Genomic DNA, 17,462 nt, shown 5'->3' with positions numbered 1-17,462 from the left:
ATTTAGTTTTTTAAGCAACAGAAAAAGGGTGGTCTATGCCAGGCGAAGAGGTCAGCCAAGCCAAGCAACAGCTCAAATTAATTATCGACCCTTACTTATCGGTAAGTGAAGTCGAAAAAGTGCTTGCTGCCTGCGATTTTGGAGATCTGGCACACACTGGTATTACCCGTAAAAGTGGTGAACCTTATATTCTGCATCCTATCGCGGTTAGCTGTATTTTAGCGAATATGCGCCTAGATCCTGAAACATTAATGGCTGCACTTTTACATGATGTCATTGAAGACACTCAATATACAAAAGACGATATTATTGAGCGATTTGGACAAACAGTTGCAGAGCTTGTTGATGGCGTAACCAAACTAAGCCAGTCGAGCGATAAAGAATATAATAAAGCTGCTTCTTTTAGAAAAATTCTACAAGCTACTTTGCAAGATCCACGCGTCATTATTATTAAACTAGCTGATCGCTACCACAATATGACCACATTGGGCGCCTTACGTCCCGATAAACGTGCTCGTATTGCTCAAGAAACCTTTGATATTTTCGTACCTATGGCAAGATTAGTCGGCATGAATGAAATGGCCGATAACCTTGAAAATTTATGTTATCAAAATCTCGATTTAGATATGTTTGATAACGTTCAAAATGCGTTGCTTCAAACCAAGCCAGAGCGATGTAAATACCAAAGTATCTGGGAACAAAATCTTGCGGAGCTTCTCCACAATTATCATATTCAAGGTCGAATTAAAAAGAAAAATAATAATATTGAGCTCTTACGCCATTTCGTAAAAAATGAAATGGATTTACAAGAACTTACTCATAGCCATGCCTTTGAAATTGTTTTGCAATCCATTGCAGACTGCGATCGTTTAGTAGCAGCCTTAAAAGAAAATTTTCAGGTCATCCAATATCAAGATCATATCCGCCGCCCGTTACCAGGTGGCAATCAGTCATTAATGATCAAGCTTAAGGGTGAAAAAACTACCTTATCGCTCACTATTCAAACTGAGTTGATGCGTAAAGCTGCACGTTTCGGTGTAGTACTCGGCGAAAATGCTCCACAAACTTGCCGCTCTGCCATTCAAGCTTCCATGCAGAACCTAAATACACTCATTGATGGTGAATGCGCTAAAACGACTTTTAATGACTTACTTGATTATTTACATCAAGAAAAAATTTGGGTTTACACACCACACGGCCAGTTACATGAATTACCACAAGGTGCCACAGTAGTTGATTTTGCCTACTCAGCTAGTCTTTTCTTAGGCAACCATGCGGTAGGTGCAAAAGTTGATGGTGAAATTAAGCCACTTTCTACACCATTAGTTAGTGGGCAGGTTATTGAGATTATTACTGACGTTTTAGCAACGCCAAATCCAGATTGGTTGAGCTTCATTAACACTCAAAAAGCTCGCCGTGCTTTACAGCACGTACTCAAAGACCAAGATATTGAAGAACAACGTTTAGTTGGTGCCCAAGCACTTTCAAGAGCTTTGAAACTCTTTAATCGTTCTATTAACGACCTTTCAGATGCAGATTGGTTAGATCTCTTAAAATGGCGTCATATTGATAATAAAGATGCATTATTTGAGCAAATTGCTGTTGGAGATTTACTTCCTCAACTTGTAGCTAACCATTTGTTTGCAAATGACAAGCATCCTCGAGCAGAAAATTCAGATCGACTAATTCAAGGTACTGAAGGCATTGATGTTAAATATGCCCACTGTTGTAATCCTATTTTAGGCGACCCAATTCAAGGCCATTTAACACGACGTGGTTTAATTGTGCATCGTATTCGTTGTCATAATTTGCTTCATGAACAACATTTACACCCAGAAAATATTATGCCGCTTCAATGGAAAGCAGATGACGTAGATGATGTACGTTTTACTGCTTACCTTGCGATTTATATGGCAATGAATGATGAACAGGTATCAGACCTCATCTACCAATGTCGTAAAAATAATGCTGGGGTAGAAATGGTACATTCCAACGAACAGCGTACTTTCGTCAATATTGTAGTAAACAACCGTAAACATATTGCAAAAGTCATTCGTGATTTACGAATGCACTATGGCTTCCCACGTATTGAGCGTCTAGACGCCCCTGCTCCACAAATGGAAATTTCCAAAGTCAGCTAAAATTTGTTCTGCTTTACTAAAATCTAACTTCTAGAAGTACTTAATCAATTAAATCGATGATACTTTTGTCAAAACGTATCATCGATTATGATGAAAAAAGATTTAATCAAGGAGAACCAAATGTCCCGTCAAGTCATTCATACTGAAAATGCCCCTGCTGCCATCGGCACATATTCTCAAGCCATTTTAGTAGGTAACACACTATATTTATCAGGGCAAATTGGTTTAGATCCTTACAGTATGGAACTTGTAGACGGTATTGAAGCTCAAATCCGCCGTGTTTTTGATAACCTTAAAGCAGTATGTGAAGCTGCAGGCGGCACACTTGCAGATATTGCAAAGCTCAATATTTTTCTTACTGATTTATCTAATTTCCAACTCGTTAACCAAATTATGGGCGAATATTTTGCTCAACCATACCCAGCTCGTGCTGCACTTGGTGTAGCAAGCCTGCCTAAAGGGGCTTTAGTTGAAATGGATGGAATTGTTATTATTAATCAGTAAGATAAAATATTAACTAGAAATTATTTAGCTCTAAAATTAGATACCACCCCAGCTTAAAAAGCTGAGTAACTCTCAGATTTCCGCTTAGGTGGTATTTTTTTATCCAAAATCCCAATAATGATAAATGAGATTTTAAATGAATTTCATTGACAAACGATAATAATTATCAATAATATCAATTATCGCATTTATATTTGGGGATCACTCCCATGTACGTTTGCTTGTGTCGTGGCATTACCGATCAGGATATTAAAGACGCTATTGAAAATGGCGCTGAAAGCTATCGTGAAATTCGCGATTTGCTTGATCTTGGTACTTGCTGTGGACGCTGTGCACCAGAAGCACGTGCTATTATTAGTGAAGAATTAGCAGAAATTGCTGCTCGCATTTCTGTAGCTGCATAATAAAAATTAATATTTAACAAAAATTTATTGACTCCTCCACCGCTTTTTGCGGAACGTTAAATGTTCCTCATTGAAGCGGTTTTTTTTGGAAGGGAATTCACATTTACCAATATTGTGTTGTTTTTGATTGCGATTTTCATTTGCTGTTCCATAAATTACTCGCCATATCCATGATTGTTCACTAAAATGAATTTATAGATTGCCTTAATTGAATTAAGGCAGAAATTGTTTTGGAGTAGCTACAATGAAAGGCAATCGTGATGTCATTAATCAGCTCAACCAAGTGCTGTATCATCATTTAACTGCAATTAATCAATACTTTTTACACTCTCGTATGTTTAATGATTGGGGAATTGAACAACTCGGTTCTGCCGAATATAAAGAATCAATTCGCCAAATGAAGCATGCTGACAAAATTATTGAGCGTATCTTATTTTTAGAAGGTCTCCCTAATCTTCAACACTTAGGTAAATTGTATATCGGTCAACATACAGAAGAAGTTCTGCAATGTGACATCCGTAAAGTAAAAGAAAATATTGAAGCAATTCAGAAAGCGGTCGCTTTAGCCGAAACAGAACAAGACTATGTAACGCGTGATTTGGTACAAGAAATCTTAGAAAAAGAGGAAGAATATTGGGATTGGTTAGATACTCAAATTGATCTTATTGGCAGTGTTGGTATCGAAAATTATATTCAAAGCCAAATGTAATTTCTCATAAAAAAATCCCCTTGTATTCAAGGGGATTTTTTTATTTATCTTTTAACAACTCTGCCAAAGTTATTTGCTGTCGATAAAGATGCTGCAAAATAAATATTTGTTGCTCGGCCTGTTCTACTTTTCCATTATAGGCAAGTAGCTGGGCATATTTACGCAAGTTATAAGGCGTCGCTTTATTCTTCACAAAATTACCCCACACTGCTAAATCAGCATCAGATAAAGTAGTTTCAGGCTTCATCTCAATCCATTTTAGACGCTGCTCAAACTGCGTTAAAACAAAAATCTGATTACTTCCCAAAACCTCAGCATTTGGCTGTTTATTCTTAAACAACAAATTACTATTTGTGACATAGACATTATAGTCACGCCAAATTGCTAGCAGAAGTATTAAACTGACTCCCCAAATTAAACGAAGAACCTGCTTGTTGAGCACAATACCTTTGAGTACAGGTGTCTGTGCCTGAATTATGCCTAATAAAAATCCACAAGTAAGTAAGAAGTAAGCGTAGCGTTGAGGAAACTCTAACATGGCATGAATGAGTACGGTACACACCATCATAATTGCAATAATTGAGATAGTTTCTTTAGCCTGCTGGTTTAGCCAAAGGAACCAACATGCAAAGTAAGCAATAATGACTATACCTATTGGGATACCGTTCCAGATGATGAGATCTAATAAAATATTATGGGCACTGGTCGTCCACTCAGTTGTTGGAAAAAGAGCATAGGCTGACATTTGCGCTACACTGGTTTGGTTCCAACCATACCCCAACCAAGGATGTTGCTGTACAGCAAGTAGCATTTGGGTCCAGATATTAAAACGTAGATATCCAGAGCTTGCTCTTTCAACTAAACTACTTGCTTGGGCTACATCAGCGCTCGACCATGCTTCAATTAAACTAGTAGCAAATGGCAGAATTACGCCGGCTATTACAAAAAAACCAGCACACCACAAGAACCCTTGAATAAAACCAAATCTTTTTTGTTTTCCAAATAGTTTAACTATCCAATAGATAAGTAAAAATGGAAAAACCACCCAAGAAGTTCTTGATTGGCTTAAAGCGATTGTAAACAAGATAATAAGTGCTGAAGGGAAAAGTAACCAAACTGTTGCTTTATTCTTTTCATATAAAAATAGACAACCTAATAGCCCCATAATCAGAAAGGTTGCCATATTGTTAGGTTGACCAAAGTTGCCGTAAGGACGGTTACCAATTAAATGCAACATATGCACAAAATGAGACTCAATATTTAACCATTGGCATATCGCAATAAAACTGGTCGCAATTGATACAATAATCAGTAATAAACTAAAGCCTGTAAAAATTTGATCTCGCTTTTGTTGATCTAGTGACAAGTTATAACCCGCCACAACCATAAACCAGAAGCCTAATAAGTAAAGTGAACTTAACAAAGCTGTACTAAAATCAAAAACTAGACCAAAAGCCCACTGCACCACTGGAATTAAAATAAATGGCAATAGCAATAATTGTGCACGCGGAATTTTAATATTTTGATAAAAAAGTGCAGCTAAGACACTTAAACCTGCCGCAAAAGTACTCATTTCACTAGAAAACATTACCCAAGGGTTATAGTGAAATGGTGATAACCACGCAAAACCCAACAAAATTGCTGCGAGGAACAGAAAGAATACTTGCATAGTGACAGGTTTGAGACTATTAGAAATGGGTGAAATTATACATGGAACCCTAAAGAAAAATGTATGAGTCTATATGAAAAGGCTTTGATAAATTTTACTTCAAAAGTTAAGGAATTTTTGAAGCTGGTACTAAGTGCTCCGCACCACCATAAAACCAAAAGTTTGGAGCCATTCGTCCTCCATAGCTTCCGCAACTCCAACAAGTTAAATCTTGCCCTAAATACATTATTGTGATGTATAAGAATAAAACTCCCCATAAAGCAATCAGTATTTTTGTCGATTTAGAAGAATATTGGGAACTAGAAGTTAACTCTCTATGAGAAAAAGTAAAAGCTATAAATAATACACAGGCAATTTGTGACGCTGGGTACACCATACTACCTGAGAACATTGCATCAACTAAAACGGCGATCACACCAACTTTCAAAATTAGTGAAACAGTTTTATCTTTAAATAAACCAATTAATTGGGTCAACATCCATATACAGAATATGAGACCTATAATGCCCCATTCAAAAATAAGTCTTAAATATAGATTATGTATATGATGTCCATACGCATACTGTATTTTAGACAAGTATCCACCACCAACCCCAGTAAATGGGTGCTGTTTCCATTGTTTAAATACAAACTTCCACATTTCTGCGCGCAGCGATGTTCCCATTCGTATTACAGTCATTGTATTTTTTTCAGCTAAAAAAATAGTGATTTTATAAATAAAAAAAGCTAAAAAAATATAAATACAGCTTTGCAAAATAAGCTTTCGATTTTCTTTAGAATATATAAAGAGAACTAACAATCCTGTCATTACCGCAAGTAAAGCAGACCTAGCTCCATCAAAAAACCATGCTAAAGCAAAAAAGAAAATTACTATAGGGTAAAAATAAGAGATATAAGGATATTTCTTATTTTTTAGATAAATCAGGAAGAAAAACAAGGGAACAATAACACTATCATAAATCCGAATGGTGCCAGAGTTAAACTGCCAATCAAACCATTGTTGATGGATAATAAAATTAAAAATAGAAATCAAAATAAATAAACATGGAATAATTGCTGTAACTACAATTAGTGCAATACCATGCTCTATATTTTTTATATTCCTTAACTCATATGTTAAGGCAGAAAATATAAAAAGTAATGCTATCGCAGACCAAAGCTCTTGAAACTCAAAAATTCCCCAATTTATGTGTTGAATTAATATAAATACCCCAATAATAAAAAAATTAATTTGACTATAAATTGAGTATTTTAGTTTTTTTGCGGAGATTAATATTAATAAAGCACATAACGCTAAAGGAAACTGCAATAAACGAAGTTCGTCATATTGCGAAATAGACCAGCCAATTTGGTATCCCAATAGTGCTGTAATAAGATAGATTACTATCACAAACAGTAAAATATTTTTCTTTAACATATTTATTTTCTTCAATAAAAAAGAGAGGCCGCAACCTCTCTTTTTATTAATTAACTATTAAGAAGCACCACATGATTTAGGACGTAAGTTTTCAGCTACATCAGTTTTACAGCGCCAAGCACCTGTCGTACCATTTGTAGCATTATCTGCATCACGGATCCATTCAATTTTTTTACTATTAATTTGTGATGTACCTTTCAATGTACAAGTAATATTACTTGCACCATTAGTTCCGATACTGGTTGTAATAGTACTACAAGCATTCGTAGATTTTTGTAAGCCTAAAGCTTCTACATCAGTTAATGCCGCAGTTAAACCTTCTGCTAATTTAGTTTCTGCGTTTGTCTTACCAGCAGTAATATCAGCTAAACCAGTACTTACTTGTGACTTAGCAATGTAGTTTTGATAAGCAGGAATCGCAATCGCAGCCAAAATACCAATAATGGCAACTACGATCATGAGTTCGATTAATGTAAAACCTTTTTGTGCATTCATAGCCTTTTCCCCAAAGATTGTATATATGTTTTTATATAAGCTTTTTCAGCTATGAAATATATTGCAGCAACCATGCCAACTTTTATTATTGTTAAAAAACATAAACTTATAATTTATTGAGTCTTATTTTTAATAGCTTAAGCTGTAATAAACTGACAAAAATTGTCACTAGGAATTTAGTAGAATTAAATCACCGATAAAAATTAATTTATTGTCTATTTCATTTTTTTAATATCGAATGTGATAAAAATCTCTATAAAAATAAACAAATAGGTGACATTTTTTGTCAGTCACCTTATTGAGCAATAAATTCTATAAACAGTTAAGTTTTTGAGTTAATCATTTAATTAATAATAATAGGTGCATTACCTAATTCATTTAATTGATCTGGCATATTTTCATCGTAAAAGCGTGACATCACTTCTCCAATTTGCTGAACTCCTGTAACTACAGCTTTCTGATATTGCTTTTGTTGAAGCTTCTCTACAATCGACTTACAAATCTGCTGCCATATTTGTTCAGTAGTTGCATTCCTAATCCCACGATCAAAGATGATTTCCACTGTGCGTTCACACAAATTTAAATAGAGTAATACACCACTATTGAGCTCTGTATCCCAAACACCCAGTTCTGCAAATAATTGCTGGGCTCGTAAACGTGTATTTTGTCTATACGCTTGTGAACATGGGATATGGCCTTCTATGACAACCTGTATTTCGCCAACATGTCCATGCTCTGCTTGCTGTACAGCCTCAGCAATAGCTTGTTTATCTTGTTTGGAGAAATATCTGCTACTTGCTGGTAAATAACAAAAATGCTTAAACCAACGTTTTAAACTTGGCTCTACAGATTCCTCAATTTTTGGGTGAGTAATAATTTGGGTTGTTTCTGATGTTGTTACCATGAGCCTGAAGCACCTCCACCGCCAAAACGTCCACCGCCGCCATAGCCTCCGCCACCACCGCCAAAACCTCCTCCGCGTCCGCCGCCACTAGCTCCACTCAGAATAGCCTGTAAAATCAGTTGGGCAATTGAAGTTATGAGTAAAAAGAAAATACCAAAACCCAGTAGTAAACTCATTACTATGCCAGCACCATTTACAAAACCAGCTACCGCTGCCGCAACGCCAGCTGTTGACGCGCTAAGTGGTCGACCGACAATAAATGATCCTACAACTCCAGCAACAAGAATAAATAAAGCCATTGTAAGCGTTGTTTGTTTGGCTTGTTGTTCTTCGGCAGCTTGATGTTGGCGTTCTTTTAAATCTTGAGCAGCTTGCTGAGCAACTTCCGGATCTAAATTTAAAATTCTTCCAATTTCATCAAGTCCTGCATTTAGTCCTTGAGCATATTGGGCTTGTTTAAAATAAGGGGTAATTTGATTTCGAATAATTCGACTTGCAACAATATCAGGTAATACTCCCTCTAAACCGTATCCAGTTAGAATCTGTATTCTATGGTCATTAATTGCAACTGCGATAAGTAAGCCATTATCTCGTTTACTCGAACCGAGTTGCCATTTTTCACCTACTCGCAAAGCATAATCAAAAATATCTTCTTGACCTGTAGTTGGTACAATCACAATACCTATTTGTGCTTTACCTTGCTGGTACAGATTTAAGATTTTCTGGCTAAGCTGTTGTTTTTCGGTTTCACTCAAAATGTTAGCTTGATCAATGACAGGTTGATTTAATGTTGGTAAACCGCGAATTGATTCACCATCAGCCATATCATTTGCAACTTGCGTTTGAGGTGTGACACTCGAAGCTGCCTGAGAATTTATTTGAGGCTTAGATGCTTGAGCTTGCTGCTGTTGAATAATTTTGCCTGCCACTACCGTATCCGTTTCATCGGTAGCAGTGGCAATATTATTCTCACTCCAAGCCGCACTCTGAAACAGAACACCACAGCAGAGAACAATTAAGGTAATAACGAATACCCTAATTTGCTTAGACTGAAGCAATATAGTATTTCTCATGCGGCACTCCTTTGATTTAAATTAATCAAAAGAAACTTTTGGAGCCTGCTGAGCAGATGCTTCTGCAGAGAAATTGGCTTTAGGATGCATGCCAATCACTTTTGCTGTTACTGCTTGTGGGAACTGACGAACATAAGCGTTATAGTCCTGAACAGTTGTAATATAACGATTACGGGCAACAGCAATTCGGTTTTCTGTTCCCTCAAGCTGAACTTGCAATTCTTGGAATTGGGTATTGGCTTTTAAATCCGGGTAATTTTCTGAAACGGCAATAAGTCGAGATAATGCCCCAGTTAACTGGCTTTGTGCCTGTTGATATTTTTCAAGTAATGCTGGGTCTTCTAATACTTCTTTATCAACCTTCAAGCCTGCAACATTGGCACGTGCTTGAGTGACTTCTGTTAAAACCTGTTCTTCATGTTTAGCATAACCTTTTACAACATTTACCAGATTTGGAACTAGATCGGCACGACGTTGATATTGGTTTTGTACTTCAGACCAAGCCGCTGTTACAGCTTCATCTTTAACCTGTAAGGTATTATAGCCACAGCCTGAAAATAGTAAGGTACTGGCAAGTGTTGTCGCGATAGCAAGTTGTTTAAACGTTTTCATCGTCACATTATCCTCAAGTTTTTCTTTATATTTTTAACCACTTTTCCCGATTGTATGACGATTTTGGCATTATTGTGTTGCTTTTATTTTATAGATTTAAAAAAACCGGATTTTTAAATCCGGTTTTTTATTAGCTTGGTCTTGGATTTTTTTCCTCTTGGAAACTTGTCATTTGATATTCATCAGCCAAATAACTTTTCCAATAATCGACCATATGACCATAATCTTTTTGACTCGGGTGGAAGTCCTTTTTGTAATAAGCAAAATATTCAGGAGTTAGCTGTATAAGCATTTTAGCAAGCAAATATAGCCCAAATAAGTTACCTCCGATTTTAGGTAAGCTCTTCCATTTATCTTGCCAAAATAAACGAGTTGTCCCATAAAAAGCAAGACTTGCAAACCCTGTAGTGACACTCCGCATGAGTAAACGACGAATACGGTCATCACCATATACCTGTTGATAGACATCGAATGCAACTGAACGATGCTCAATTTCTTCTATAGCATGCCAAACCCAAAGCTTTAGCGCATCTTGATCCAAAGTTTTTAGAAGTTCTGGATGCTGTAAAATATATCCCCCCAGCAAAGCCGTAAAATGCTCAAATGCACATGTCAGTGCTAGCTGCAGCTTAGGAGAAATTGTTCTTAAATATTTGTCACGCTCATTCAACCAGTTTTGAAAGCGGTCCAGATTATAGTCATCACGACGCCAAGCCTCATTGAACTCTCCATGTGCTTTCGAATGCATTGCTTCTTGCCCAATAAATGCCGCAATCTGAGCCTGTAATTGAGGATCGGAAACTTTGTCACGTACATTACGCACGCTATTTACAAAAAACTGTTCTCCTACGGGAAATGTTGAAGAGAGTGCAGTTAAAAAATGGGACATTAAAGGCGAATTTGCAAAATAATAGCGTTTGATAGCTTGAGGATTAAACTCAAGGCGACGCACTGTAATACCCAACGCTTTTCGACGATTTAAATATGATTTTTCTGCCGTCATGCCTGCGATATTCATATTCAACACCTATTGTATTGAAGAAAGAAGCTTTGAGTATCTCTTGCGACTAAGGGGCTAAACAGGGCAAAAAAGCTTATTGTATTTGCCAAAAACATCAAACTGACTAATGGTAAAAAGATAAAGCCTACATATCGCAGGCTTTATCAGAAATTTTAGTAATGATTTTTTAGATTAAACACCAAGGTAATCTAAAATACCTTCTGCAGCTTGGCGACCTTCCCAAATTGCAGTCACAACCAAGTCAGAACCGCGTACCATATCACCGCCCGCAAAAATTTTCGGGTTAGATGTTTGGAATTTAAATTCTTGTTGCTCAGGTGCAACAACACGACCAGAACCATCAAGATTAATATTCACACTACCAAACCAGTCAGCAGGGCTTGGACGGAAACCGAACGCTAGCAAAACTGCATCAGCAGGTAAAACTTCTTCAGAACCCGGAATTGGCTCAGGACTACGGCGGCCACGACTATCTGGTTCACCCATTTGTGTCGTTACCACTTTTACGCCTGTTACCTTACCATTTTCGCCAACAATCTCGATTGGTTGACGGTTAAATAAGAACTTTACACCTTCTTCATACGCATTTTTTACTTCACGTGCAGAACCCGGCATATTACTTTCATCACGGCGGTATGCACAAGTTACATCGTGGGCACCTTGACGTAATGAAGTACGGTTACAGTCCATTGCGGTATCACCACCACCAAGAACAATAACTTTCTTACCATCCATGCTAATGTATTCACTTGGGTCCTTTTCCCATCCCTGACAACGGTTCACGTTAGAGATTAAGAAATCAAGCGCATCATAAACACCGTCAAGATCTTCACCAGGGAAACCACCTTTCATGTAGGTATAAGTTCCCATCCCCATGAATACTGCATCATATTCAGCAAGTAATTCATCAATCGTGACGTCTTTACCAATTTCAGTATTTAAGCGGAATTCAATGCCCATGCCAGTGAAAATTTCACGGCGGCGCTTCATCACATCTTTTTCCATTTTGAATTCTGGAATACCAAATGTTAGTAAGCCACCAATTTCAGGACGCTTGTCAAATACCACCGGTTTAACGCCGCCACGAGCTAAAATGTCGGCACAGCCTAGGCCTGCTGGACCTGCACCAATGATTGCAACTTTTTTACCTGTCCACTTCACATGTGACATATCTGGGCGCCAACCCAAAGCAAAAGCCGTGTCATTGATATATTTTTCAGCATTACCAATAGTTACTGCACCAAAGCCATCATTTAAGGTACAAGCACCTTCACACAAACGGTCCTGCGGACATACACGACCACATACCTCAGGTAAAGTATTTGTTTGATGGCAAAGCTCAGCAGCCTGAAAAATTTGGCCTTCAGCAATGAGTTTTAGCCAGTTTGGAATGTAGTTATGTACAGGACATTTCCATTCGCAATATGGGTTACCACAACCTAAACAACGGTGCGTCTGATTGGTTACAGTTTCCGAAGTAAAAGGTTTATAAATTTCCACAAACTCTGCTTTGCGGACAGTAATATCTTTTTTCTCTGGATCTTGACGTGGTACATCCAGAAATTGAAAGTCATTATTTAGGCGTTCTGCCATGTCTCTCTCCGTGGGTAGGCGCGGATTTCCTTGTTTGCCCGCACCTGCCTATGTCTTTGCAGTCGTGGAATTATTGTGGGTCAGCTTGTGTAGTTTTCAAAAGCGATTGCAAGTTAGCAGCTTTTGGTTTCACAAGCCAGAATTTACGGCTGTAGAAGTCAAACTCATTGCGGATTTTGTAAGCCCAAGCACTACCTGTTTCCTTGATGTGCTCGTCAATAATACGCAATAAGAATTCTTTATGATCTTCCATAGATTCTGTTGAAATACGGGTTAAGTCAATTAACTCGTGGTTGTAGTAATCTACAAAGTCATTATCGAGGTCAAGCACGTAAGCAAAACCGCCTGTCATACCTGCACCGAAGTTATGACCCACTTTTCCAAGCACAGTCACAACACCACCAGTCATATATTCACAGCAGTGATCACCTGCACCTTCAATAACAGCAAACGCACCAGAGTTACGAACCGCGAAACGCTCACCTGCTGTACCTGCAGCAAATAACTTACCGCCAGTTGCGCCATACAAACAAGTATTACCAATAATTGCTGTATTTTGTGTCTGGAAAGGTGAACCTTTTGGTGGGAAGATCGAAATACGACCACCAGCCATACCTTTACCTACATAGTCATTTGCATCACCTTCAAGACGGATGTGCAAACCACCAGCATTCCAAACACCAAGTGACTGACCAGCAGTACCTGTTAGGTTCATTACAACCGGATGTGCTTCCATACCCAAGTTGCCATAGCGACGAGCAATCTCACCCGATACACGTGCACCAATTGAACGGTCACAGTTCACGACATTAAAGTTGAATTGACCACCAGCGCTTGACTCAATTGCAGGAAGCATTTCTTCGACCATTCTTTCAGCCAATACGCCCTTGTCAAACGGTGCATTACCTTCTACTTCACAATACTGTGCTTTACCTTCAGCAGCAGGATGAGAAGTTAACAATGCACTTAAATCAAGATGAGCATGTTTCTCTGTTTCACCCGGTAAGACTTCAAGTAAATCTACACGGCCAATCAAGTCTTTAAGTGAAGCTACACCAAGAGCCGCCAACCATTCACGAGTTTCTTCTGCAATAAAGTGGAAGAAATTAATGAGCATTTGTGGTTCGCCAATATAGTGCTCTTGACGTAAATGATCTTGTTGAGTTGCAACACCAGTCGCACAGTTGTTTAAGTGGCAAATACGTAGGTATTTACAACCTAATGCGATCATTGGTGTAGAACCAAAACCGAAACTTTCAGCACCTAAAATAGCTGCCTTAATAACATCAAGACCAGTCTTTAAACCACCGTCAGTTTGTACACGCACTTTGCCACGCAAGTCATTTACACGAAGTGCCTGATGCGCTTCACTCAAGCCAAGCTCCCATGGCGAACCTGCATGGTGAATTGATGAAAGCGGAGACGCAGCAGTACCACCGTCATAACCTGAAATGGTAATAAAGTCTGCATATGCTTTAGCAACACCTGCAGCAATTGTACCTACACCCGGCTCAGATACTAACTTCACAGATACCATTGCTTTCGGGTTAACTTGTTTCAAGTCAAAAATCAGTTGCGACAAATCTTCAATTGAGTAAATGTCATGATGCGGCGGAGGTGAAATAAGTGTCACACCCGGAACAGAGTAACGTAAACGTGCAATCAAGCCATTCACTTTACCACCTGGCAACTGACCACCTTCACCCGGTTTTGCACCTTGAGCAACTTTAATTTGCAAGACTTCGGCAGAAGTTAAATATGCAGGTGTTACACCAAAACGTCCAGATGCAATTTGCTTGATTTTCGAGTTACGAATTGTGCCGTAACGCGCAGGATCTTCACCACCCTCACCAGAGTTTGAACGACCACCAATGGTATTCATGGCAATTGCAATTGCTTCATGGGCTTCTGGAGAAAGTGCACCTAAAGACATCCCTGCCGAGTCGAAACGAGGCAAGATAGCTTCAACCGATTCAACTTGCTCAACCGGAATTGGATTGGTTGTTTTTAACTTAAACAGGTCACGAATAGTCGCGATCGGACGGTTATTCACTAACTCGGCATATTCTTTAAAGTCTTCGTATTTGCCAGAACGAACTGCCTTATGTAGCGAGTTAATCACGTCTGGGTTAAACGCGTGGTATTCTTTACCAAATACGAATTTCAGCAAACCACCTTGATCAATTGGTTTACGGTTAGACCAAGCTGTAGCCGCTAACTTTTTCTGGTCATTTTCAAGATCAACAAATGTTGCACCTTGGATACGACTAGGAACACCTAAGAAACATTGATCTACAACTTCAGAAGATAAACCAACTGCTTCAAATAACTGACCACCACGGTAAGAAGCTACTGTCGAGATACCCATCTTTGAAAGAACTTTTAATAAGCCTTTCTCGATACCTTTACGGAAGTTTGCCTGTGCATGGATTGGATCACCTAAAAGCTCACCTTTAGCAATCAAGTCATTGATTACATCATATGCAAGGTATGGGTAAATGGCAGTAGCACCAAAACCGAGTAACACCGCAAATTGATGTGGATCACGTGCAAAACCGGTTTCAACCATAATATTTGCATCAGTACGCAAACCAGTTTTTATGAGGTGATGGTGTACCGCACCTGTTGCAAGCGCAGCATTTGCAGGTAAATAACCTTGACGAATGTTTTTATCAGTTAAAACAATTAAGGTCTTACCATCACGAACAGCTTGTGCAGATTCTTCACAAATACGAGTAATCGCAGCTTGTAAACCTTCGGTTTCAGCATAGTTCAGATCAATATCAACCGCCTCATAACCTGCACGTTCAATGCTACGAATTTGCTGCATTTTTGAATTTGATAAAACCGGGCTAGAGATGATGATACGATCAGCATGCTCAGGACCTTGTTCGAATACGTTCTGCTCACGACCCAAACAGGTTTCAAGTGACATAACAATTGACTCACGTAATGGGTCAATTGGCGGGTTTGTCACCTGTGCAAACTGTTGACGGAAGTAATCGGTCACATGACGTACTTGACGAGACAATACAGCCATTGGTGTATCGTCACCCATAGAACCAACAGCTTCCTGACCGCTCTCAGCGATTGGACGTAACAACTGATCGCGCTCTTCAAATGTCACCATAAACATTTTTTGAGCCGCTTTTAATGCATCGCCAGTTAAACCTTTATCAACAAGTTGTTCTTCAAGTTCCGGGTTTGCATTTAAGCGAATCGCATGGTCACGCAACCACTCACGGTACGGACGCATGTTTTTCAAGTGATTGCTAACATCTTTAGTATCAAGCACTTTACCTGTAAGGGTGTCTACAACCAAGATTTGACCAGGACCTACACGACCTTTTGATACCACATCTTCTGGCTCATAGCCCCAAACACCAATTTCAGATGCCAAGGTAATGTAATCATTTTTGGTAATAACCCAACGCGCTGGACGTAAACCATTACGGTCAAGCATACAAATCGCATGACGACCATCTTGAATAACGAGGCCTGCCGGACCATCCCAAGCTTCCATATGTTTTGAGTTGAACTCATAGAATGCACGCAAGTCTGCATCTAAAGTTTCAACGTTCTGCCAAGCTGGTGGCACGAGCATACGTAAAGCACGGAATAAATCCATACCACCGCCCACCAGAATCTCAAGCATATTATCTAAACTTGAAGAGTCCGAACCTGTACGGTTTACAATCGGGTTAAGCTCAGTCAAACCTGGTAATAATGGGTTTTCAAATTTAGGAGTACGCGCTAATGCCCAGTTACGGTTTGCTGTAATTGTGTTGATTTCACCATTATGCGCAAGATAACGGAATGGCTGAGCTAATGGCCAACGAGGTAATGTATTTGTAGAGAAACGTTGGTGGAATACCACGATATGTGATTTTAAACGCTCATCTGCCAAGTCTGTATAAAACTCGGCAATCGCCGCAGGCATCATTAAGCCTTTATAGCTAATAACTGTCGAGCAAAGCGTAGTCACGTAAAATAACGGATCATTTTGGAGTTGTTGTTCCGCACGGCGACGCGCCAAGAATAACTTACGGTTAAATTCAACCTCAGTTACGCCCATTGGGCAGTTGACGATGACTTGCTCAAAAGCAGGTAAAGATTGAAGCGCGATTTCACCCAATGCATCGTTGTTTGTTGGAACGATACGCCAAGCAAGTACACGTAAACCTTCTGACTCAATTTCTTTCGTTAAAATATTTTTAGAGTGCTGTGCTAATGCTTGATCAATATTTAAAAATACCGTACCCACAGCAAAAATTTCACTCAGTGTAATATCACTCAGTTTTTTTGCTTCATCACGGAAAAATTGCTTTGGCATCGCCAATAATAAGCCGCAACCATCTCCCGTCTTGCCATCTGCGGCAATACCACCACGGTGCGTCATGCAACTTAAACTGTGAATCGCGGTTTCTACTAGATGATGACTTGATTCACCCTTCATATGGGCAATCAGTCCAAAACCACAGTTATCCTTAAACTCATCAGGCTGATATAAACCTTGAGCGGGAGCTACAGTATTAGGCGATGGCATGTGCATAGCGTACCCTTCTTTCAATAAGGCTCTTTCGAGCGTCAAACAAACAACTTCTTTTTGCGATAGTGCCTATGGACGATAGTTAGCTCAATGTTTCGCAAAAAAAAATTTTGGGCGGATAAGCCAATATACGCTGTTCCATTTTTACGTACACTGGTTTTTGCTAGAAAAATGTTTTGACTTATTTCGCACTCTTTTAAAGCAGTTCGACCCCACGACTCTGCATAGAATTCACTTCTTAGAGGCTAAAATAGTTTGCAGCACATTAATAAGCACAACAATAAAGCAAAAAGTGTGCCAAAATAGAAAAATAGACCTAAATCTTTATATTTATTATAAATATAATTATTTTATTCACGTTATCATGTTAA

Annotated in this window: 13 protein-coding genes; 4 read left to right on the top strand and 9 right to left on the bottom strand. The window is 38.8% G+C overall.

Going from position 1 to position 17,462, the window contains the following annotated elements:
- Positions 1 to 35 precede the first annotated feature (35 nt).
- The 4 genes from G9371_RS07920 to bfr all read left to right on the top strand — a co-directional run bounded on the left by G9371_RS07920 (position 36) and on the right by bfr (position 3,758).
- Positions 36 to 2,141 carry a RelA/SpoT family protein gene (locus tag G9371_RS07920; protein ID WP_029424120.1) on the top strand — a complete coding sequence of 702 codons (2,106 nt, stop codon included), beginning with the start codon at positions 36 to 38 and terminating at the stop codon, positions 2,139 to 2,141.
- 120 nt (positions 2,142 to 2,261) lie between these two features.
- The gene (locus tag G9371_RS07915) at positions 2,262 to 2,645 is read left to right on the top strand and encodes a RidA family protein (RefSeq protein ID WP_000090000.1); all 384 of its coding nucleotides are present in this window, start codon (positions 2,262 to 2,264) and stop codon (positions 2,643 to 2,645) included.
- A 209-nt stretch (positions 2,646 to 2,854) separates the two neighbouring features.
- Positions 2,855 to 3,049 carry a bacterioferritin-associated ferredoxin gene (locus tag G9371_RS07910; RefSeq protein ID WP_000289091.1) on the top strand — a complete coding sequence of 65 codons (195 nt, stop codon included), beginning with the start codon at positions 2,855 to 2,857 and terminating at the stop codon, positions 3,047 to 3,049.
- 244 nt (positions 3,050 to 3,293) lie between these two features.
- Positions 3,294 to 3,758, top strand: a complete 465-nt coding sequence (bfr, locus tag G9371_RS07905) for a heteropolymeric bacterioferritin subunit Bfr (protein WP_000678123.1) — start codon at positions 3,294 to 3,296, stop codon at positions 3,756 to 3,758.
- Positions 3,759 to 3,798: 40 nt separating this feature from the next.
- Here bfr and G9371_RS07900 read toward each other — a convergent pair whose 3' ends face one another.
- The 9 genes from G9371_RS07900 to gltB all read right to left on the bottom strand — a co-directional run bounded on the left by G9371_RS07900 (position 3,799) and on the right by gltB (position 17,088).
- Positions 3,799 to 5,427, bottom strand: coding sequence for a PglL family O-oligosaccharyltransferase (locus G9371_RS07900; protein ID WP_001195765.1), 1,629 nt, complete (start codon positions 5,425 to 5,427; stop codon positions 3,799 to 3,801).
- 106 nt (positions 5,428 to 5,533) lie between these two features.
- On the bottom strand, positions 5,534 to 6,844 hold the full coding sequence (locus G9371_RS07895) for an O-antigen ligase family protein (RefSeq protein ID WP_029424119.1): 1,311 nt from the start codon (positions 6,842 to 6,844) through the stop codon (positions 5,534 to 5,536).
- A 57-nt stretch (positions 6,845 to 6,901) separates the two neighbouring features.
- Positions 6,902 to 7,339: a pilin gene (locus G9371_RS07890; protein ID WP_000993715.1), complete on the bottom strand. Its 438-nt coding sequence runs from the start codon at positions 7,337 to 7,339 to the stop codon at positions 6,902 to 6,904.
- Positions 7,340 to 7,682: 343 nt separating this feature from the next.
- The gene (locus G9371_RS07885; RefSeq protein WP_004839782.1) at positions 7,683 to 8,243 is read right to left on the bottom strand and encodes a TPM domain-containing protein; all 561 of its coding nucleotides are present in this window, start codon (positions 8,241 to 8,243) and stop codon (positions 7,683 to 7,685) included.
- On the bottom strand, positions 8,237 to 9,316 hold the full coding sequence (locus tag G9371_RS07880; RefSeq protein ID WP_029424118.1) for a TPM domain-containing protein: 1,080 nt from the start codon (positions 9,314 to 9,316) through the stop codon (positions 8,237 to 8,239). Before G9371_RS07880 ends, G9371_RS07885 begins: the two co-directional genes overlap by 7 nt.
- Positions 9,317 to 9,337: 21 nt before the next feature.
- Complete coding sequence (locus tag G9371_RS07875) at positions 9,338 to 9,928, bottom strand: LemA family protein (protein ID WP_000846931.1); 591 nt, start codon at positions 9,926 to 9,928, stop codon at positions 9,338 to 9,340.
- A 130-nt stretch (positions 9,929 to 10,058) separates the two neighbouring features.
- Positions 10,059 to 10,946, bottom strand: coding sequence for a metal-dependent hydrolase (locus G9371_RS07870; protein ID WP_001017320.1), 888 nt, complete (start codon positions 10,944 to 10,946; stop codon positions 10,059 to 10,061).
- A 174-nt stretch (positions 10,947 to 11,120) separates the two neighbouring features.
- Positions 11,121 to 12,542, bottom strand: a complete 1,422-nt coding sequence (locus tag G9371_RS07865) for an FAD-dependent oxidoreductase (protein ID WP_000840834.1) — start codon at positions 12,540 to 12,542, stop codon at positions 11,121 to 11,123.
- A gap of 70 nt (positions 12,543 to 12,612) precedes the next feature.
- Positions 12,613 to 17,088 carry a glutamate synthase large subunit gene (gene gltB / locus G9371_RS07860; protein WP_171068535.1) on the bottom strand — a complete coding sequence of 1,492 codons (4,476 nt, stop codon included), beginning with the start codon at positions 17,086 to 17,088 and terminating at the stop codon, positions 12,613 to 12,615.
- Positions 17,089 to 17,462: the final 374 nt, after the last annotated feature.

Origin of the sequence: Acinetobacter sp. EKM10A (assembly GCF_011075215.1) — a bacterium.
Classification (GTDB): domain Bacteria; phylum Pseudomonadota; class Gammaproteobacteria; order Pseudomonadales; family Moraxellaceae; genus Acinetobacter; species Acinetobacter baumannii.
The sequence above is the reverse complement of the archived record's forward strand: the minus strand, read 5'-3'. Positions and strand labels throughout refer to the sequence as shown.